The 20818-nt window shown below is 52.2% G+C and carries 12 protein-coding genes and 1 pseudogene; 11 read left to right on the top strand and 2 right to left on the bottom strand.

Going from position 1 to position 20818, the window contains the following annotated elements; translation table 11 throughout:
- The first annotated feature begins 46 nt into the window (after nucleotides 1-46).
- Nucleotides 47-3175, top strand: coding sequence for a hypothetical protein (locus EXY20_RS09715; protein ID WP_135550251.1), 3129 nt, complete (start codon nucleotides 47-49; stop codon nucleotides 3173-3175).
- Nucleotides 3172-5580: an alpha-L-rhamnosidase-related protein gene (locus EXY20_RS09710; protein ID WP_135550249.1), complete on the top strand. Its 2409-nt coding sequence runs from the start codon at nucleotides 3172-3174 to the stop codon at nucleotides 5578-5580. Before EXY20_RS09715 ends, EXY20_RS09710 begins: the two co-directional genes overlap by 4 nt.
- 219 nt (nucleotides 5581-5799) lie before the next feature.
- Here EXY20_RS09710 and EXY20_RS09705 read toward each other — a convergent pair whose 3' ends face one another.
- Together EXY20_RS09705 and EXY20_RS09700 are read right to left on the bottom strand one after the other, a co-directional pair.
- The gene (locus EXY20_RS09705; RefSeq protein ID WP_135550246.1) at nucleotides 5800-6597 is read right to left on the bottom strand and encodes an arsenite methyltransferase; all 798 of its coding nucleotides are present in this window, start codon (nucleotides 6595-6597) and stop codon (nucleotides 5800-5802) included.
- 120 nt (nucleotides 6598-6717) lie between these two features.
- On the bottom strand, nucleotides 6718-7167 hold the full coding sequence (locus EXY20_RS09700) for a MarR family winged helix-turn-helix transcriptional regulator (RefSeq protein WP_135550244.1): 450 nt from the start codon (nucleotides 7165-7167) through the stop codon (nucleotides 6718-6720).
- A gap of 35 nt (nucleotides 7168-7202) precedes the next feature.
- On the opposite strand from EXY20_RS09700, the gene EXY20_RS09695 reads away from it, so the two are divergent.
- From EXY20_RS09695 to EXY20_RS09655, 9 genes and pseudogenes are all read left to right on the top strand, one after another.
- A complete protein-coding gene (locus EXY20_RS09695) occupies nucleotides 7203-7574 on the top strand; it encodes an arsenate reductase ArsC (protein WP_167859121.1) in 372 nt (123 codons plus the stop codon).
- A 13-nt stretch (nucleotides 7575-7587) separates the two neighbouring features.
- The gene (locus EXY20_RS09690) at nucleotides 7588-7914 is read left to right on the top strand and encodes an ArsR/SmtB family transcription factor (RefSeq protein ID WP_135550240.1); all 327 of its coding nucleotides are present in this window, start codon (nucleotides 7588-7590) and stop codon (nucleotides 7912-7914) included.
- Between the two features lie 69 nt (nucleotides 7915-7983).
- Entirely contained in the window at nucleotides 7984-8406 is a 423-nt protein-coding gene (gene arsC, locus EXY20_RS09685) for an arsenate reductase (thioredoxin) (RefSeq protein ID WP_135550238.1), read from the top strand.
- 20 nt (nucleotides 8407-8426) lie between these two features.
- Nucleotides 8427-9500, top strand: a complete 1074-nt coding sequence (arsB, locus tag EXY20_RS09680; RefSeq protein ID WP_135550236.1) for an ACR3 family arsenite efflux transporter — start codon at nucleotides 8427-8429, stop codon at nucleotides 9498-9500.
- Entirely contained in the window at nucleotides 9497-9784 is a 288-nt protein-coding gene (locus EXY20_RS09675) for a hypothetical protein (RefSeq protein ID WP_135550234.1), read from the top strand. The genes arsB and EXY20_RS09675 overlap by 4 nt, the downstream gene beginning before the upstream one ends.
- Before the next feature lie 320 nt (nucleotides 9785-10104).
- A pseudogene (locus EXY20_RS40610) lies at nucleotides 10105-10428 on the top strand (alpha/beta fold hydrolase); the annotation flags it as partial.
- Between the two features lie 303 nt (nucleotides 10429-10731).
- Nucleotides 10732-11823, top strand: coding sequence for an acyltransferase family protein (locus EXY20_RS09665; RefSeq protein WP_235885520.1), 1092 nt, complete (start codon nucleotides 10732-10734; stop codon nucleotides 11821-11823).
- Nucleotides 11824-12073: 250 nt separating this feature from the next.
- A complete protein-coding gene (locus EXY20_RS09660) occupies nucleotides 12074-12871 on the top strand; it encodes a M55 family metallopeptidase (protein WP_135550229.1) in 798 nt (265 codons plus the stop codon).
- A gap of 485 nt (nucleotides 12872-13356) precedes the next feature.
- Nucleotides 13357-20703 (top strand): fibronectin type III domain-containing protein, encoded by a 7347-nt coding sequence (locus tag EXY20_RS09655; protein WP_135550227.1) that lies wholly within the window; start codon nucleotides 13357-13359, stop codon nucleotides 20701-20703.
- Nucleotides 20704-20818: the final 115 nt, after the last annotated feature.

Below are 20818 nucleotides of genomic sequence, written 5' to 3'. Positions count from 1 at the left end.
TCTTTTTTGATATTCTATCCTAGCATTATAGGAGGTTGATCCGGACTTGATACTCGACGTATACCGAAAATTTCACGAGCCAACGATGGCTTATCGTGGCAAACCGCTGTGGTCATGGAACGGAAAACTGGAGAAAAACGAACTGCTGCGACAAATTCATCTATTCAAGGAAATGGGCTTCGGCGGCTTCTTCATCCATTCCCGCACAGGTCTCGTTACCGAGTATCTCGGTGACGAGTGGTTCGAGTTTGTGAATATCTGCGCCGAAGAGGCAGACAAACTTGGCATGGAAGCATGGTTATACGATGAAGACCGATGGCCAAGCGGAACTGCCGGTGGCGCGGTGACGAGAAATCCGCGGCATAGGCTAAAGTTTATCAAATTGGAGATGGTTGCTGCTTCCGAATTCGAATGGAGAGAAGACTCGTTTGCGGCCTTTGCCTGCCGGCTCGAGGGGCTTGCCGTCTTCGAAACGAAGCGCCTGGAGCGAGATACTTTCGCAAACCTCACCCTTGACCAAACGGTACTGATCTTCTCCATCGTCGAAATGGCGGAGGAGACCATGTACAACGGAAGCACGTATCTGGACACGTTGAACCCGGAAGCGACAGAAGCGTTTTTACGTTCAACCCACGAGAAGTACAAGGCGCACTGCGGCGATAAACTGGGCCGCTCCATTCACGGCATCTTTACGGACGAACCGCACCGGGGAAGCTTGTTCGACGGGTTCGGCCTCGCCAACCGGGATGCGGAGTGGCTTGCTCCCTGGACATACTCGCTATTTGGTGAGTTCCGCGAGATGTTCGGCTACGACCTGGAAGCCCGATTGCCGGAGCTGTTCCTTCAGCCAGAAGGCCAAGCGGTTTCACAAGTGAAATGGCATTATGTCGAGCTTCTCCAATCAATGTTCCTGGAGCATTTCGCCAAGCCTGTTCAGGATTGGTGCATGCAGAACGGGCTGCTGCTGACCGGTCATATTTTGCATGAAGACAGCCTGGCAGCCCAAACAGCCGTTTCCGGTTCGATGATGCGCTATTACGAGCATATGGATATTCCCGGCATCGACCATTTGACCGAGGGCAACCGAAAATATTGGATTGCCAAGCAATTGGCTTCGGCAGCCCGTCAGCTCGGGAGGAAATGGCAATTCTCCGAGCTCTATGGCGCGACTGGATGGCAGATGCCTTTCGCGGGCCACAAGTACGTGGGCGACTGGCAAGCGCTGTTCGGAATCAATGTCCGGGCGCATCATTTGTCCTGGTATACGATGGCGGGGGAATCGAAGCGTGATTATCCGGCGAGTATTTCCTACCAATCGGCTTGGTGGCAAGATTATCGTTTTGTCGAAACGTATTTCGCCCGAATCGGGACCATCATGAATCAAGGAACGCAGACGTGTGAGGTTCTCGTTATCAATCCGGTGGAGAGCGTATGGTGTCAGGTTTACCCGGGCTGGTCGACTTATTTGCAAGCGAACGCTCCTGCCGTGCAGGAGTTGGAACGCCAATACGCTGCGTTATTCGAGTGGCTGGCCGGTTCCCAAATCGATTTTGATTACGGGGACGAGGAGATGATGGGGAGATTAGCCAGCATTGAAACGAGCGATCAGGAGGGACCGAATCTCCGGATTCAACACGCAAGCTATAAAGTCGTTATTGTGAGCGGCATGACGACGATCAGGGCGACAACGCTTCGTATTCTTGAACAATTTATGCTGGCCGGCGGCAAGGCCATCTTTGCAGGCGAAACTCCCGCGTATGTGGATGCGCTCCCGTCATCCGCGGCGGCAAAGATCGCTTCCCGGGGAATCTGTGTTCCGTTCGCGAGGGAGAGCATTGTCCATGCATGCAAAATGCATAGCAACGTGTTTGCTGAGGCGATTTGCGAGTTGGATTTGCATGCGGATCCGGTACCGGATCTTTTTTGCCAGGTTCGAACTGACGGCGACGTCCGATATGCACTATTTATGAACATGGACCGGGAACGGTGGCAGCGTGACGTACGCATTCGGCTGAAAGGGGCAGGATACGTGCAGGAATGGAATTGCACCGATGGAGGACGTTTTCGTTTACAAACTCGACAAGCGGACGGCTATACGGAGTTTACGACCGATTTTCCGCCTGGCGGGGAACGCCTATTCATGCTTGCGCCTGACTGCGAACCAGCCGTTGCGGATAAGCTCGAAGATTGTTTCGAGCTGATGCAGACGCTGCAAGGCCCGTACGAATACAAGTTAAGCGAGCCTAACGTGTTGGTGCTTGACCGAGCCAGGTACCGTTTGAATGGCGGCGACTGTCAGCCGGTGCAAGAAATATTGAAAGCGGACCGCGAGATACGGACAACGTTGGGCATGGATTTGCGTGGCGGCATGATGCTGCAGCCTTGGTATGTCGCGCAATCGCAAGACTCTTCCTTCGAGACACAAGCGTTTCCTCTTGAGCTAATGTTCGATTTTCAAATTGATGATATACCGGTGGGTCTGATACAGCTTGCGATGGAACAGCCGAATTTGTTTACCGTCTACCTGAACGACCGGTTGTTGCCTGTTCCCGACGATCCGGACTGGTGGGTCGATCCATGCTTCCGTAAAATACCCGTACCGAACGAATGGTTGCGGGAAGGGGCCAACACCATCCGCCTGGAAACAGCTTTCCGCCAAGGCGTCGATCTGGAAGCGTTGTATTTGTTGGGCGACTTTGGCGTTCGTTTGACTGGAGCGGATACGATCGTTACCCGACTTCCAGCACGGATCACGGCCGGAGATCTTGCCGCGCAAGGATTTCCTTTTTACTCGGGCACGGTGACGTATTTCCTGACAGTTGACCCTGAGCGGTTACGAAATCGTAAGGTTCGGCTGGCACAACTCGATTATGACGCGGCATGCGTAAAAGTCGCGATCGCAGGCCAAGAATCGCAAATGCTCGCTTGGCAGCCTTACGAAGCCGAGCTGGATTGCGGTGCAGCATTCGACGGAAAGATTCAACTGGATGTGGTTCTGACGAGGCGAAATACGTTCGGACCGCTGCATATGGTGCCGGTCTATTCGTGGGCCTACGCACCTGAACACTGGGTGACGGAAGGAGATTCTTTCTCCGAAGCGTATCAGTTGGTACCATCTGGGCTGCGTCACGCCCCCGAGCTTTACATTATGCAAGGGAGGAAAAATAAACGATGACCGAAAAAGGCGAAAATAGGAATGACATGATTCCGCTTACCCCGATCTGGATTGCCGAACCATCGCGCAACGAAAATGTGTATGCGGCTTTTCGGGCGACGATCGGGATCGAGCGGGCTCAGTGGCCGCTTGCAATTCGGGCGGCTGCAAGCAGCCAATACAGGTTATATATGAACGGCAAGGAGGTGCTGTTCGGTCCTTCTCGCTCTGCAGGTAACCGCATGGAGCTCGATGAATACTTGGTTGATCCGCGAGAGGTGGAGGGAGATACGCTGCACCTGACTGCTGTAGTGACCAGTTTCGGGGTGGTGACTCGTTTTACGGCTGAGGATAGCATACCATTTTTCGCAGTACAGGTATTGGATGGCCAAGAGGAGCCTGTGGAACTGGAGTGGTTGTCCAAGGAGTTGATCGCATATAAGCATCTGAACAAGCGCCTCAATGCCCAATTGGGATGGGCAGAGTCCTGTGATACGCAGGAACTGGGCGATCTCTATGCACCCGTTATTCAAGAAGGCATTGGATGGCATGCGCCAGTTGCCGTCGATGTTGGCTTGAATTTTGTCAAGAAAACGATTCCCAATCTGGTGCAGCTTCGGGGTTCCGTGCAAAAGACGGCGGAAGGAACCTTCGCTAATCGATTCGGATATGACGACGATCATCCCGTGGTGCAGTTTGTCATGCGCGATCTCGCTCCGCAGCTGCCTTCCCAGGGGCGATGGTATCGATTTGATTGTCATAAAATTGGGCTTTATCGCCCGATGATCGATCTGACGGTTCCTCCGGGAACGAAGGTTGAAATGGGGTACAGCGAATCGTTGCTCGATGATCGTGTCTACCCTGTCATCCATTTATCGGCCAGCGAATCCACCCACCTGGATCGATGGATCGCCAAGGGAGGTCGACAAACGCTGCAGACGTTTTCGCCGCGCGGGTTTCGTTATCTGGAGCTGTACATAACAGGCGCCCCCGGAGAGATTGAGCTTCACAGTGTGAATGTCCTGCAGACGACGGCAATCGATCGCATTCGGGCGAGCTTTACTTGCAACGATGCACGTTTGAATCAAATCTGGCAGTTATGCGTGGACACCTTGCAATCCTGCACGGAAGATGCGATTGCCGATTCGCCGACAAGGGAGCGCGGGCAGTGGGTAGGTGATGCCGTGCTGGTCGGTTTGGAGACAATGTCCGTCGTGACCGGTGATCTCTCTATCATAAGACGAACGCTTGTTCAGGCCACAGCCTCGCTCGGCGAACACGGATTCGTGGCTGGGCATTATCCGGCACAATATGCGTATATTCCATCCTTCGCGCTCTTGTGGCTCAGCGGCTGCCTTCGCTACTACGAGTTTACCGGGGATGTTCATTTGCTACAGGAAACGCATGAAGCCGCATGCAAGACGATCGATACGATGATGGGCATGGTCCAGGAACGGGGGCTGTACGTACCGCAGTATTGGAACTTTGTGGATTGGGGCTGTCTGGTTGAACCATCGGAAATCGATGTTGCGCTGAATATGCTTTTGCTGCGTGCGCTTCGCGACATGGCGGAGTGGGATCGGCTTCTGGGACGAGACGCCGAATCGGCGGTCAGGCTCGGGCAAGCGGAACAGCTGATGAAAACCATGATGCAGGTTGCTCGTTGCGACGACGGGCTGTTTGGCAAAGGCGTCGCCCGAACCGGAGAAATTGCTGCTTCGCCAGGCTATCACGCAACGGTGCTTGCGCTTGGCCTGGGGTTGGTGGAGCGCGATAACGTCAGCCAGGCGATACGCTTCATCAAGGAGCACATGATGAAGTCGTTTCCAAATGACGTTCTTGCACCGCGGCTCGCACATCCGTCAGCCAATCACGATCAGCTGATTACGCCGTATTTTGCCCATTTTTCGTTGCAGACGCTTCTGGAGCATGGCGAAGACCTGTTTGTCCTGCAGCAGTATCGTCAATGCTGGGGTTGGATGCTGGATCAAGGCGCAACGACGCTGCTCGAAGTGTTCGATCCGAGGTGGAGCCATTGCCATGCGTGGTCCGGCAGCCCAGCCTGGCAGTCGACCCGCCATTTCTCCGGATTGCATCCTGTCGGAGTATTCTCATTTTCGGTAACGACATACGAGTTCAAGCTCCTCGCAGGGGATCTTGAACATGCCGAACTGACCTTCGTCGATGTGGCAAGTGGCGGCCTGGTTCAAGTAGCGTGGCGAAGAGTAGGGACGCTCATTCAATACAAGCTAGTTTGCGAGCGCCCCTTGCGAATCAAACTGGTAGATGCGAGATGGTCGATCGTCGAAGCCGAAATTGATGAGAAAGGTTCAACTACATGGTCAATAAACGAGGAACGGCTTGTTCAGCGTAACTTGACGTTACAGCTTTTTGAAAAAGACGTGGATAATGGAGTGTATCAATAGATAAGAATTAAAAACAAAGATTTATGTTAAATAAAGAGCAGTTTGCTGTGGCAACTGCTTTTTTATTTATCATTGGACCTGGAAACAAATTTACACCATTCGGATTGAACGGCGTAATAGTGGCAATCGGATAATGTTCTTGTCATTTATCGGACAATGTTCTTGTCAACCGACACTTATGGAGCCAAAGAATGATAAATACTATTTTGCAGACACAACTTACTTCACTGCCTGGATTACCGCGGAAACAATGTACTGTTCGATATTTGCGCCAGGTACCCAATCCTTGATAAACGTACGGGAATCTTCTTTGGGCTCAATAGGAACTTCTTGAAAACCGCTCTTCACCAAGATGGACTGCAGCTCCTGAATGGAGGATGCTCCAGATACACAGCCGGAATATGCTGCTATGCTGTTTTGCAAATCCTCTGGAAGCATCGCTGTCAAAACGACATCCGAAATCGCCAATCTGCCGCCCGGTTTCAAGACGCGATAAGCTTCCTGGAATACTTGCGGCTTATCAGGGGACAGGTTGAAGACACAGTTTGAAATAATGACGTCTACCGATGTATCAGCTACCGGTAAATGTTCGATTTCGCCCAATCGAAATTCTGCATTCTTATATCCGCCATTCGCCGCGTTGCCGCGCGCTTTGCTGATCATTTCCGGCGTCATGTCCACGCCTATCACGCGCCCGTTTTCCCCAGCTTGTTTCGCGGCAAGAAAACAATCAAATCCGCCGCCGCTGCCAAGATCAAGCACAACTTCTCCCGGTTTCAATGTGGCAATTGCTTGAGGATTGCCGCAGCCTAGTCCCAAATTAGCTCCTGTTGGTACCGTGGAAAGCTCTTCGGAGGAATAGCCCAATTTCGAAGATACGGCGTTCGCATCCATTGTCGTGTCACAGCATCCAGAGGTTGGTGTGCAGCAGCTCCCTGAAGTTGTATCTTGAATTGCGATTTCTCTGTAGCGGCCACGCACATTTTCCCGAATTTCGTTTTTGATCAGTACATTCATTTATACATCCTCCTGATAAATGTATTTTTATAAATGGGTATAGGCGGTTGATCTCAAAATGTTGGACTATCACTCAGTAGGTTATTATTTGCATTTTGCAAGTATTGGAGAAAAAGAATTTCACTCAATCGGAGGGGCACAACATTGGCCGGACTTCGACATGGCTTCCGTTAGTAACCGAATGGATCGAATGACAGTTTCTTTCTCAAATTCGTTCATGTGCGAGAAGACTTCGTTCAAATACATGTTCATTTGCTGATCGATGCTCGTCGCAACAAACTTTCCTTCTACCGTAAGCGACAGTAAAAACACACGTCGGTCGTCCGCGGCGGGTATTTTTTTGACCAGGTTCAACTTGATTAAGGATTGGACTTGGCGACTGAACGTCGTAATGTCGATACCGAGCGCTTCTGCTACTTGCTGCATGGAAGGATCGTGCCTGCGGTCGATTTCATATAAAATATGGCTTTGCGGAAGGGAAATATCGATTCCGCCAACGCTGCAGCAATTTTTATTCAGAAATCCTAACCGACGCGTTATGAGCTGAAACATGTCACGTACATTTTCCATGATCATCCCCCCTGACTCCTTTATACATGATATATTTGGCGGAAGCTTTTGCAAATGAGATAGGGGGGGCGGCCGTCATCGCGGAAAGTGCCGGTCTCGAACCGCAACCGATCCATCCGTTGACGATTGCAGCGATGAAAGAAGTCGGCATTGATCTTTTACAAAAACAACATAAAAAGTTGTACATGAAGACTTTCATTAGTGCGCATATTATTATAAAATTATGTGATGATATGAATGAAAAATGTCCCGTTGTCCCCTTTGGCACTCGCAGTGAACAATGGAATATCCCCGACCCTTTACCTGCTGACGGATCCGAAGCAGATATGGATGAAGTACGTAAAACACGCGATATGATTGAAAGAAAGGTGCGCGAGCTATTGCGCAGTCTTGAGCTTTCAACATAAGAAAGGAGAACGGATGGATCTCATATACAATATGGCGGAAACTTTTAAGCTATTGGGTGATAAATCGCGGCTGACCATTCTTGCCCTCCTGCGTGAGAAGGATATGTGTGTTTGCGACATCGTCGACATTTTAGAAATGTCTCAGCCCAGCATCAGTCAGCATCTGCGAAAGCTGAAAGATGCCGGTCTTGTGCGTGAATCAAGAAAAGGGCAATGGATCTATTATTCATTAACGATTGATGATGCGCCCATTGTAAAGGATGTATTGAAGCATATTCCGTCTCAACAGCCGAAGATTGATGAATTGCAGGCAAAAGCAACGAAAATCGCTTGTGACTGACGATTTTCGTGTTTTGCCGTTCTTTATATAAGCATATAATAACATATTTAATTAAAGGAGATGCAGAACATGGACAAAAAATTGATTTACTTCTTATGCACCGGTAACTCGTGCCGCAGCCAAATGGCGGACGGTTTCTTGAAAGCGATTGGTGGGGAGCAGTACGAAGTAAAAAGCGCCGGTCTGGAGGCGCACGGCTTGAACCCGAGGGCCGTGCAAGTCATGAAAGAAGCCGGTGTTGATATTAGCGGCAATTCTTCCGATGTAATTGATCCGGCGATTCTGAACCGGGCGGATTATGTCATTACGCTTTGCGGCCATGCCGACGAGCATTGCCCGGTAATCTCCAATAAGAATGTCGTGAAGTGGCACTGGGGCTTCGATGACCCGGCGAAAGCACAAGGAACGGAAGAAGAAATTATGGCGCAATTCCGCTCCGTACGCGATGCCATCAAGAACCGTATTACGGCTTTCGTTCAAGAGGGGAAATAACGATATCGGGGGAGTCAACAGTGGCCAATCAACATAAACAACGATTGTCTTTTCTCGACCGATATTTGACGGTCTGGATTTTTGTCGCCATGGCGATCGGCGTTGGACTTGGGAACTTGTCGCCATCCTTCGTGGATGCGCTTAATGAAATGCAATCGGGCACGACTTCAATACCGATTGCAATCGGACTTATTTTGATGATGTATCCTCCGCTGGCTAAAGTACGTTATGAAGATCTAGGCCGAGTTTTCCGGAATGGCAAAATACTCGGACTGTCTTTAGTGCAAAATTGGGTCATCGGCCCAATCCTGATGTTTGTCCTGGCGATCGTATTTCTTCAAGGGTATCCCGACTACATGGTCGGCTTGATTATGATCGGACTCGCTCGCTGCATCGCTATGGTTATCGTGTGGAATGACCTGTGCAAAGGCGATACGGAATATGCGGCGGGACTCGTGGCGTTCAATTCGATTTTTCAGGTGTTGTTTTATTCGGTCTATGCGTACGTATTCGTAACCGTCTTGCCAGAATGGTTCGGAATGCAAGGGATGGTCGTGGACATTACGATCGGCGAAGTCGCCAAGAGTGTATTCATCTATTTGGGCATTCCGTTTCTCGCCGGCATGCTGACTCGCTATACCTTAGTGAAAGCAAAGGGGCGTTCCTGGTACGAGTCCGTTTTCGTGCCGAAAATCAGCCCGGTTACGTTGGTAGCGCTGCTGCTAACGATTATCGTCATGTTCTCCCTCAAAGGTGACGTGATTGTGGAGCTGCCGCTCGACGTGGTTCGAATCGCGATTCCGTTGCTGATCTATTTCGTCGTGATGTTTTTGGTGTCGTTCTTCATGGGCAAACGGTCGGGAGCCGGCTATCCTGTTACGTCGACGCTAGCGTTCACCGCGGCGAGCAACAATTTTGAGCTGGCAATCGCAGTTGCCGTCGGCGTGTTCGGTTTGCACTCCGGAGCCGCGTTTGCCGCCGTCATCGGCCCGCTTGTAGAAGTACCGGTCATGATTGCACTTGTAAATGTAGCGCTTTGGTTCCAACGCAGATACTTTTCATCCGGATTGATCGGAAAGGAGACGAAAGCATGATTAAACGAATGCATGTTGCCGACGACAGAATGGATTCAGATCCCGTTGGCGGATCAATCCGGCTTACGAAAGAAGAAGGATTCCGGCAAGCCATAAAGGCTATTACGCAGGCGTACAGGGAGAATAAGCGAGTAGCGTTTCATTTCATAACTGTCAGATTAGGGGAAAGCGAAATCGAATATGCTGGCGACATGCATGTCGTTTCCTATCCAAAAGGGTTAGCTGCGACTCTTTATGAGTTGAGTGGAAATACCAGAAATAATCCGAGTGAAAGCTTGCAATAATCGGTATTTACATGATGGTGTCCTAAAAGTAAATGGACGCCTCACATCACGTACGTTTTCGCCGAATGAAAAGTACCTAACCTCCAACTCTAAATCGGCCGTTGATATATTTGGAATGTGAATCTTTAAGGCGCCATAGGCATATGCTCAATTATGTCGTCTATGAGAGGATGTTGTTCGTGTTTCCTTATTCTCCAGGGGATTATATTCCAAATCCTAATTATCGGTTTATGCCTCAGGGATTGTACTATAACCCATATTCCGAACCGAGGCAGGTTTGGTGGCAATATCCTCAAGATTCTGGAGGAAGATATCGGGCAATGGCACCTCAACGGCTAACCTTCGTACTTGTGCATGGTTCCTGGGCCGATGCTCACTTTTGGGACGGAGTAGCTGCAGTGCTGCGTAATCAAGGAAACATAGTTTATACACCAGAATACGCAGGCCATGGAACGGATCCAAATAAAAATGTCACGCATGCCATGATTACGAATTCTGTCGTTGATTATATTAAACACTTGAACTTGCACGATTTTATTCTCGTTGGACATAGCTTCGGTGGAACAGTCATCCAAAAAGTTGCCGAACAGATACCCGATCGCATTAAACGTTTGGTCTTCTGGGATTCGTTCGGCTTGCAGAATTGATTTTGAATATAAACCATATGCCGTGCTCTTTCCCGTTGATCGGGGACGAGGACGGCATTTTGCATGCAGCGTTTACTGTGGAGAAGCGGTCTGAACGGCTGCGCAATAATCGCGGAGGGGCTGCGCATCGGAATCGCACCGTTTACGCTGATGTTCGGCGAGGCTGAATAAGATGACAAATTTGGTGCTTTTGACACACTCTCGAAATGGGATTTTGCTACGAAAATTAATATAAGATTTGGGATTTGTTTTGAACAACATGCATGAAAAAACAGCAATGGGGGATGAACGTTGAGGAAAATGACCAATGCAATTTTTTGGCTAAGGGCGATCGCTTGTTTATCCGTAGTTGCCATCCATGCGATTTCTATGAGCATTGTAAATTATGATAAAGCTGGTAGTGGAGGACTGGACATTACCATATTGAGAATCATTGAAATGACGATTCTATTCGGAACGCCTGCGTTTATTTTTATATCTGAATTCTTAATCGCAAAAACCTATAAAGATGGATTACCCCAAAAATTCATATGGAATAAAATCAAATATTTAATACCCCCTTATGTTTTAATGGGGTTCATCTACGCTTTTATTGAATACAAAGTGGAAGGCGCTTCTTTTTTTCATACCCTGTTTAACAATATATTCCTAGGCGACTTTGTCTGTTGGTTCATATTGATCATCATACAATTTTATTTATTACATAAACTAATAGACAAATATTTAAAACAAATGTCTGCAAAGTGGGTTGTAGGAGGCTCCTTTATCGTAAGTGCTCTATACCTTAGTTTTTTTCAAATAATTGTAAAGGATCCGTTGGATTTTATTCCTTTTCATGAGTACATATGGAGACAGGGATACTGGTTAATGGTTTTTGGTTGGCTCTATTACTTTTCCTTAGGTTATTATATGGGAAGAAATTACGACTATGTTATGGCTCTTTTAAACAAATACAAATATATCATTCTCATTCTGCCGGTTTTTAGTCTTTTGTTAATATTGGGCTTAAAATCCCTTGAAATCGTGCCACACATATCTTCCAAACGACCTGACTATCTCGTGCATACTACTGCAATTATATGGCTTGTATTTTATTTAACAGAAAAAAGTAAGCGAGTTCCTAGGTTTATTTACTTTATTAGTAACTACTCTTTTAGTATTTATTTACTGCACTCCATATTCATGTATACCTTAAAACCACTTTCATTTATGAATATGATTACCTATGCGATTTCTCTTTTTATTATTGGTATCGTAGTTTCTATATTTCTCTCGTTCCTAATAAATAAGTTCAGCATAGGCAAATATCTTGTCGGAATTGTTCGTACAAATGGCAGCAAAGTTTCCAATCTGGCGGGGCAGCGATACAGTACCGACAGACAACAGTTGTAGCAAAAGTCGGGCGACGAGAACATAGGCCGAATCAAGTCCGCACTAATACTAAGGAAAGATGGGGCTCCTTTTCCGGGAGCTTTTTTACATGGAGCTACACTCGCCATTCGTTCCAATCCCGTTTTTATTGACGGGCGGCGGCATCCCGCAGATCGGATAAGAGTCACTCAGTATAAGCCAAGATTCGCTTGTTACGCGACCTGTCCGTTCACTTTATCATGGTGCTATCCGATGCATGAGGAGGAGCATGATGAAATTTTACGTCAGCGTGGACATGGAAGGCATTGGAGGAATCGCTTACAGGGAGCAAATTATGCGCGGGGAGATCTACTACCAGGAAGCGCGCCAGCTACTGACGGAGGAAACGAACGCGGTCGTGGAAGCACTTGTCGAGGCCGGTGCGACGGAAATTGTAGTCAAGGACGCGCATGCGCTCGGTCTGAATTTTTTGTACGATCGGCTTCATTCCGCCGCCTCTTATGTGCTGGGCCCGCTCAAATTGCCGAATCGGTTCCCCGGCATCGATTCGTCGTTCGACGGCGCATTGTTGATCGGCTATCATGCAATGGCGGGTACGGAAGGGGCGATTCTCGATCATTCCTGGAGCTATTACGATATTTATGGACTCGAGCTCAACGGCAATCCGATCGGTGAAATCGGGTTCGAAGCGCTTCTGTTTGGCTTGAGAGACGTTCCGGTCATTTTCGTTTCCGGCGACGATAAAGCGTGTGCGGAAGCGAGGTGCCAATTGGGCACGACATTTACCTACGAGACGAAGAAAGCGCTGGGCAGGCATAGCGGCGTGCTCAAGGCACCCAAGCGAGTTTGCTCGGAGATCGGGGAGGCGGTCAAGGAGGCGGTGCGCGGCCGCACAACGTGCAAGCCCTACACACTTCCGGGGCCGTACGAGATGAAGATCGATTACACGAGCGCCAATTTGGCGGAGGCGCATGTCTATAACGAATCGGATACGTTCCGGACGGGCGGCAGGACGAGGGTAATCCGGGATGACGACTTGCTTCGCTTGCTGACCAGAACATTTATGTAGCACCCGATCGTCGACAAGCCGATCGCCATGTCTGCAGAAGCGTCTGCCATGATCGATCTCGCAAGGGAGTGCGGACTCGTTCTGTCCGTCATTTCTATACATCGTCCGCCAGCGGCGGCCAAATCGAAATGATCCGCTTTATCGAAGCGGCCAACGAAAGTAGGGAAAGTGGCAAGACGGTTGCGTTGCAATGTTTTAAGGACAAATAGCCATGCTTGTCAGGACGAGGCGGACCAGCCATTCCCAATTGATTGAAATTGACCGAGCATAAGACAATTTATCCTAATGGATTACGTCCTTGTCCTATGTCAAGCTTAAAACAGAAAGCGCAGCCTGCATCTCATCCGGGAAGCAGGAGGCGCTTTCATACATTTGAAGTGAAAGGAGGACGTGTTGCTTAAGCGATCCGTCATGTTTCGGGTCATCGGATCAAGCGATGTAGCAGCGGAAAGTACCCTACAATTGGAAAGGAAGTGCCGGTCCAAATGCTTTTGATTGTAAAAAAGTCAGGTACGTACGTATTGATTACCGCATTGCTATCTACGCAGTTTTTGTTCTCCGCGGGCTCTAAGGCGTATGCCGACGCAACGGAAACGAATGTTGCTCTGGGCAACGCGGCGGTCACTACGAATGGCATGGTCACGAATGCCGTTTCCTTGGGAAAGCTGGTGGACGGAGACCGTACGACGAGCGCCTATGCGCTGATCGACGCTTCCACCGGGCCCAAGTGGGTTCAGCTCGACTTAGGCGAATCTCTTCCGATCACACGCGTGAATGTTTTGAACGATTACAACAATACTGCGCCGAGAACCGGTCGGGACATTACCATTCAACTATCCAATGATGCCACTTTCGCAACCGGCGTCACGACGATCTTCAATAACGACGCCGACAATTCGGCCGGCCAGGGAGCGGGCACCGACGCCGCTTATGTGGAGCCGACCGACGGGACCGGCAAGTCCATTACGTTAAGCTCGCCGGTAAGCGTTCGCTATGTGCGTTCGTGGGCCAACGGGCACATACGGTCGTCGGACGGATCGACTCAAACGGTCAACACCCCTGTCGAGCTGGAAGTCTACACAGCCACGCCTGCGACGAATGCCTCGCTTCCAAGCTCCGTCGGGTTGTCGGCCGGGACCGCGACCGTGAACAGCGCCGTTCTGTCCTGGACCAGCCCCGAACCGAGCGCGATTGCCGGCTACGACATCCGGTTTTCGACTTCGCCGATTACTGCCGCCAACTGGAATAACGGACTGGTCGTGAAACGGATCGTAGGCGAACCGGCTCCGGCTGCCGCAACTACGGTCCAGACGATGACGGTGAAAGGATTGCCGTCAGGGGTTCCCGTCTATTTTGCCATGAAGACGGTGGGCTCAAGCGGAGAGGTGTCGAATCTGAGCTCCGTCGCATCGGTTTCCACGAAGCCGGTTGCGAATATTGCGCTCGGAAAGACGGTTGCGTCGAATGCGACCAGCCCGAGCAACCAGCCGCTTAGCGCGGCGACAGACGGCGTTAAGGACCGCGACAAGTACGTGCTTTACAGCGTGGCGGACGGTCCGAAGTGGGTCCAGGTCGACCTCGGCAAAGCTTACGACATCGCTCGGATCAACATCCGCAACGATTGGGGCGCAAGCGGGACGTACCGCAAAGGAGTCGATCTGATCGTCCAGACATCGAACGATCCGACCTTCTCGACAGGCGTTACTACCGTGTTCAACAACGACGGCGACAACAGCTCGGGCCTTGGCGCCGGAACCGATTCGGAGTATATGGAGCTGGCGGACGGAAGCGGCAAAGACATTTTCCTGAATGATACGGTAAACGCCCGTTACGTCCGGTATTGGGCGAACGGCCACATTCGGACGAATGGCCAGTTGAATTTGGTAGATACACCGGTTGAGATCGAGGTTTATGCCGATCCTCAGGATCCTGTAGCTCCGGCGGCCGTGTCGGATTTGACCAGCACGTTTACGAGCTGGAAATCGGTCGAGCTCAGCTGGACGGCTCCTGGCGACGACGGCAATACGGGCACCGCGACATCTTATGATTTTCGCTACTCCACCTCACCGTTAACCGAGGCGAACTGGGCGAGCGCCATACGGGCGACCGGCCAACCTGCCCCGCTGGCGGCCGGGTCCTCGCAATCGTTCACGATCGGAGGGCTGACCCCGAACACGATGTACTATTTCGCTATGAAAACGAAGGACATCGTCAATGAATCTGCCCTCTCCAACGTGTTGTCCGTCACGACGTTGACATCCGATACGACGGCTCCCGCGGCCATTGCCAACCTTCAGGTGACGAGGGCCAATCTGCATTCGGCGAAGTTGACCTGGACGGCTCCAGGCAACGACGGCAACGTCGGTACAGCCGCCCAATATGACGTCCGCTATTCCACTTCGCCTATCACGGAAGCGAATTGGGCGTCCGCGCAGCAGGCGATCGACGAACTGCAGCAGCTGGCACCCGGTTCGGCGATGCAATTCAAGGTGAAGGAGCTGATTACGGGATCGACCTATTATTTCGCAGTGAAAACCAGTGACGATGTAGGCAACGTATCGGCGCTGTCCAATGTGGCAAGCGCCGCGATCGCCAACCCGACGCCTGATGAAGTCACGGTTTCATCCTTGAGCGCTCTTCAGCAAGCGATCGATAATGCCCCTTCGAGCGGTCGGGTCATTACGCTTGCTGCGGGAACGTATAACCAAACGACCGGCATTCAGATCAACAGCAAAGACAACATCACGATCCAGGGCGCAACTTCCAATTACAACGATACGGTCGTGAAGGGACCCGGCATCGCGAACACTTCTCTGGATATCAACTTCAAGATGTATGATTCGGACTACGTCACTTTCAAAAATATGACCATCCAGGACTCCAACTTCCATGCGATTCAGGTTAACGACGGCTCGAACTATTTCCATGCCGACAATCTGAAGACGTGGGATAACGGGGAGGGCGGCTTCAAGACGACCTTTAGCCTGACCTCAGGCCGAGGCTATAGCGATTTCGGGGTGATCGAGAACTCCGCAATCGGGTATACCGTGAGCGGCGTCCAAAGTGTCGTGGAAGGCATCGACATCATTGCGGGCCGCGGCTGGATCGTGCGCGGGAACCGCATCGAAAATACGAAGACGGCGTCCGGCAACGGCGGCTACGGGGTGTTCGCCAAGGCGAATTCGATCGACACGATTATCGAGGACAACGTGCTGGTGAACAACTTTATCGCCATCTCGTTCGGCGGCGGCGGCTCGGCGCTCACGATTTTCCGCAACCAGGATACGACATATGAACACCGCGGAGGCATTATCCGCAACAATGTCGTCTACGGCACATTGGACGCAGGTATATACCTCAATAAAGCGAAGGACTTCAAGATAGCTAACAATACGATTATGAACACCGGTTCGGGCGTCGGCGCCATTGAGCCTCGCTACGCGCAGACTACCGGAGAAATCCGCAACAACCTGATGACCGGCGCCGTCAAGCTTCGCGAAGGCGGCACCGCGACGCAGAGCAACAACATCACGGGCGCCAATTCCAGCTGGCTCGTGAATCCGTCCGGGGGGGACTTCCATCTGCATCCGTATAACGGTCTGGACGCGAGGGACGCAGGCATGACACTGGCAGACGTTCCCGCCGATATCGACGGGCAGGCCCGGCCGTACGGAAGCGCGTACGACGTGGGAGCCGACGAATTTGTGCCCGCCGAGACGATTCCCCCGGCAACGGTGGCGAATTTGACGGCCGGCAGCGCTACGGCGCGCTCGTTCGTGCTGACGTGGAACGCTCCCGGCGACGACGGGAATGTCGGAACGGCCTACCAGTACGACATTCGTTATGCGAATGCTCCGATCACGGAAGCGAACTGGAGTACCGCCCAGAAAATCGAAAGCGTTCCGCTCCCGAAAGTTGCCGGTACTTCGCAGTCGTTTACCGTATCCGGTCCGACAGCCGGCGCGACCATTTATGCGGCGATGAAGACCGCAGACGATCAGGGCAACCTGTCGGCGCTGTCTAACGTCGCCCAGATTACGATGCTGGCTTCCTCGGGCTTGGAGTTCACCCCGACCGACGACGCGTATGTCGCGCTTTCGGGCGACCGGTCTCACACCAGCGGCTCGCTCATCACCCAGAACAACGGAAACTCCACTTATTTCAGCTATATTAAAGCGAACTTCACCGGGTTCGCCGGCACGACCGCCGAACAGGCCACTTTAAAGCTCTATGTGTCGCCTAAGCCGAATAAACCATGGGCGGTGACCCTATATGGCTTGACCGACGATTCCTGGGCGCAGAGCACGATCCGGAATACCAATTTGCCAAGCGAAACCGGCGCCGTGACCTTGGGGACGCTCCCGGTCAACCTGCCGGGCTGGTACGAATTCGACGTGACGGATTTCGTGAACAGCCAGATGGCCGACAAAATCGCCACCTTCAAATTGCACGACCCGCTAGCTCAAGGCGGATCCTTGTACATTAACAGCTCGGACAACGCCTATAACCGGCTGTATCTGCAAGTAAACTCGACGGATACGGCTGCTCCCGCCGCGATCAACGATCTCGCACCGGGTCAGAGGACGATGAGCAGCGTCGAATTAAGCTGGACCGCACCGGGCGATGACGGAAACATTCGCACCGCCAGCGAATACGACGTTCGTTATTCCACATCGCCAATCAGCGAAGCGAACTGGAGCTCGGCTACTCCGGTCGTCGGCGAGCCGACGCCGACCGTCGCCGGAACGAAGATGAAGTTCACTGTGCTGGGCCTGACGAAGGGCGCGACGTACTATTTTGCCATGAAGACCCGCGATAATGCGAACCATGAATCGCCGCTTTCCAACGTCATCCAGGTCGTTATGGAATCCACCGTCAACGTCGCGCTCGGCAAAGCCGCCTCGACGAACGGAACGATTACCAATGGATTGCCGATTTCCGTTATAACGGACGGTTTGAAGGCACGAGACCAATACGCGCTCATCAGCGTCGCCGACGGACCCAAATGGGTTCAAGTCGACCTGTCTCAGGCTTACCCGATCAGCCGGATAAACGTCCGCAACGACTGGGGCGCGGATTCGACCACCTATCGAACCGGGAGGGATCATATCGTTCAACTTTCGAATGATCCGACTTTTGCGACAGGCGTTACATCGGTGTTCAACAACGACACAGACAACAGCTCGGGAATTGGCGTCGGTACGGATGCCGAGTATCAGGAACCCGGCGACGGTTCAGGGAAGAACATCACGCTCGCACCCCCTATAAGCGCGCGTTATGTACGGTTTTCGGCTAACGGGCATGTACGGGTGAACGGTCAGGTAAATTTGGTCAATACTCCGGTTGAGATCGAGGTCTACGCCGACCCTGGCGACAGCATCCCGCCTGCGGCTGTAACCAATCTGTCCGCCAGCAATACGACTTGGAAAACGACGACCTTGTCGTGGACGGCTCCGGGAGACGACGGTTCGACGGGAACGGCTCAATCCTATGACATCCGCTATCATACGGCCCCCCTTACGGAGGCGAATTGGAACGATGCGGTACAGCTGGCGAACGAACCCGCGCCTCTGGTCGCCGGGACCGTACAATCGATGAATGTGACCGGTCTGCCGCCAGGCACTGCGCTTTATTTCGCGATGCGGTCGTTTGACGAAGCGATGAATGCGTCCGCCTTGTCCAATGTGCTGACGGTGACAACACCGGCTACGGACCCGACTCCGCCCGGAGCGATCGCCGACTTGCAGGCCGTCGCGCCGAATATGCGCAGTGTGCAGTTGACCTGGACCGCGCCGGGCAATGACGGCAACCTTGGGAAAGCGGCAGGCTACGACGTCCGTTATTCGACGTCGCCGATTACCGAAGCGAACTGGGCGTCCGCCACACAAGAAGTCGACGAGCTCGCGCAGAAAAATTCGGGCCTTGCGATGAAGTATCAGGTCAACCGGCTGACGACGGGCACAACCTATTATTTCGCCGTCAAAACGTTCGACGATGCGGGGAATTATTCCGCTCTGTCCAACGTGGTCAGCGCAACGACGGTTGCTCCGACCCCGGATACCGTCACGGTATCGTCCCTGAGCGCTCTTCAGACGGCAATCAATAACGCGCCGGCAAACGGACGAATCATTACGCTGGCTGCGGGCACGTACAGTCAAACGGCCACAATTGAGATCACGGGCAAGAACAACATCACGATCCAAGGGGCGACGGCCAATTACGACGATACGGTCATCGTTGGCCCGGGCATCAACAGCACCGTAATGGACATCAACTTTAAAGTGAACGATTCCGACTATGTCACGTTCAAAAACATGACGATCCGCGATTCGTATTATCATGCGATCCAAATCAACTCCGGTTCCGATTATTTCCACGCGGATCACTTGAAAACGTGGGATAACGGCGAAGGCGGCTTCAAATCTACCGGCAGTACCAATCTGGAACAGCCGTACGCGGACTACGGCCTGATCGAAACTTCCATGATCGGCTATACGACGAGCGGAATGCGCGGCAGCGTGGAAGGCATTGACTTGATCGCTTCCAAGGGCTGGATCATTCGGGGCAACACGTTCATGAACGCGAAGCGAACCGACAACAGTCCCGGCTATGCTTTCTTTGCCAAAGGCAACTCGATGGATACGGTTGTCGAGAACAACATCTTTAAAAACAGTGCGGTCGCGATGTCGTTCGGCGGCGGCGGAACGGCCCCGGAATATTTCCGGTTCGGCGACACCTCGCTTGAGCATCGCGGCGGCATCATGCGCAACAATGTCGTCTTTGGAACCTACGACACCGCCGTCTATATGAATAAGGCTGCCGACTTCAAGGTGTACAACAACACCATGTTGGGCATCGCTCCTGGCGTAGCCGTAGGCGGAATCGAGTCCCGCTTCGCGGGAAGCGGCGGGGAGATCCGCAACAACCTGATGGATAAGGCCGTCAAGCTTCGCGACGGGGGACTCGCCACTCAAAGCGATAACATCGCCAATGCCGGCTCGAGTTGGTTAGTGAACCCGGCGGCAGGCGACTTCCATCTGAATCCGTCAACTGCTCAAGGGGCCATCGACACCGGTTATGCGCTGCCCGTCGATGTTCCGACCGATATGGACGGACAATCGCGTCCGATCGGCTCCGCTTATGATATCGGGGCGGATGAATATGGCAGTGTCCCTGAGGCGCCGACAGGTCTATCGGCCAGCGCGACGAGCGCAGCGGTGCAGCTCGGCTGGAACGCCTCGACCGGGGCGACGAGCTACAACGTGAAGCGCGGCAGCGTGAGCGGCGGACCGTATACGACCATAGCGTCGGGCGTTACCGGCGCGACCTACACGGATTCGACCGTTTCGAACGGGTTCACGTACTACTATGTGGTCAGCGCGGTCACCGGCAGTATTGAAAGCGCGAATTCGGCTCAGGCATCGGCTTCGCCGACAAGCGGTGCAGCCCTGAGCCGTTCCGGCTGGACGGCGGCCGCCTCGGCGACCACGTACTCGCCAAGCTTGGCTCTGGACGGCAATGCGGCGACTCGTTGGACGACCAGCCGCTCGCAAATTCCAGGGCTCTACTATCAAGTGAATATGGGCTCGGCCAAAACGTTCAACAAGCTGACGCTGGATTCGACAGGCGGCAGCGACTTCCCTGCCAGCTACGAGGTATACGTGTCCTCGGACGGCACGAACTGGGGAACTGCCGTCGCCAGCGGAACGGGCAGCGGCAACATTCAGACGGTCACTTTCCCGATTCAAACCGCATCATACATCAAGGTCGTGCTAACCGGAACGAAAGCGAATTGGTGGAGCATCTACGAGTTCAACGTTTATGAACCTTGATCCGCTTTCCAATTGAATGAACGATATGCCCTCCCGCTCTCTGAACGGGAGGGCGTATTCATTTCTATCCGAATCGGTACGGAAACGGATAAGAGTTCCTCAGTATAATTTAGCA

It is taken from the genome of Paenibacillus cymbidii (assembly GCF_004764705.1).
Lineage (GTDB): Bacteria > Bacillota > Bacilli > Paenibacillales > NBRC-103111 > Paenibacillus_AN > Paenibacillus_AN cymbidii.
The sequence above is the reverse complement of the archived record's forward strand: the minus strand, read 5'-3'. Positions and strand labels throughout refer to the sequence as shown.

Coding starts and splice junctions, on each gene's coding strand:
- EXY20_RS09655 (WP_135550227.1), top strand. CDS start 13,357: ATGCTTTTGATTGTAAAAAAGTCAGGTACGTACGTATTGATTACCGCA.
- EXY20_RS09690 (WP_135550240.1), top strand. CDS start 7,588: ATGGATCTCATATACAATATGGCGGAAACTTTTAAGCTATTGGGTGAT.
- EXY20_RS09675 (WP_135550234.1), top strand. CDS start 9,497: ATGATTAAACGAATGCATGTTGCCGACGACAGAATGGATTCAGATCCC.
- EXY20_RS09660 (WP_135550229.1), top strand. CDS start 12,074: ATGAAATTTTACGTCAGCGTGGACATGGAAGGCATTGGAGGAATCGCT.
- EXY20_RS09665 (WP_235885520.1), top strand. CDS start 10,732: ATGACCAATGCAATTTTTTGGCTAAGGGCGATCGCTTGTTTATCCGTA.
- EXY20_RS09710 (WP_135550249.1), top strand. CDS start 3,172: ATGACCGAAAAAGGCGAAAATAGGAATGACATGATTCCGCTTACCCCG.
- arsC (WP_135550238.1), top strand. CDS start 7,984: ATGGACAAAAAATTGATTTACTTCTTATGCACCGGTAACTCGTGCCGC.
- EXY20_RS09705 (WP_135550246.1), bottom strand. CDS start 6,597: ATGAATGTACTGATCAAAAACGAAATTCGGGAAAATGTGCGTGGCCGC.
- EXY20_RS09700 (WP_135550244.1), bottom strand. CDS start 7,167: ATGGAAAATGTACGTGACATGTTTCAGCTCATAACGCGTCGGTTAGGA.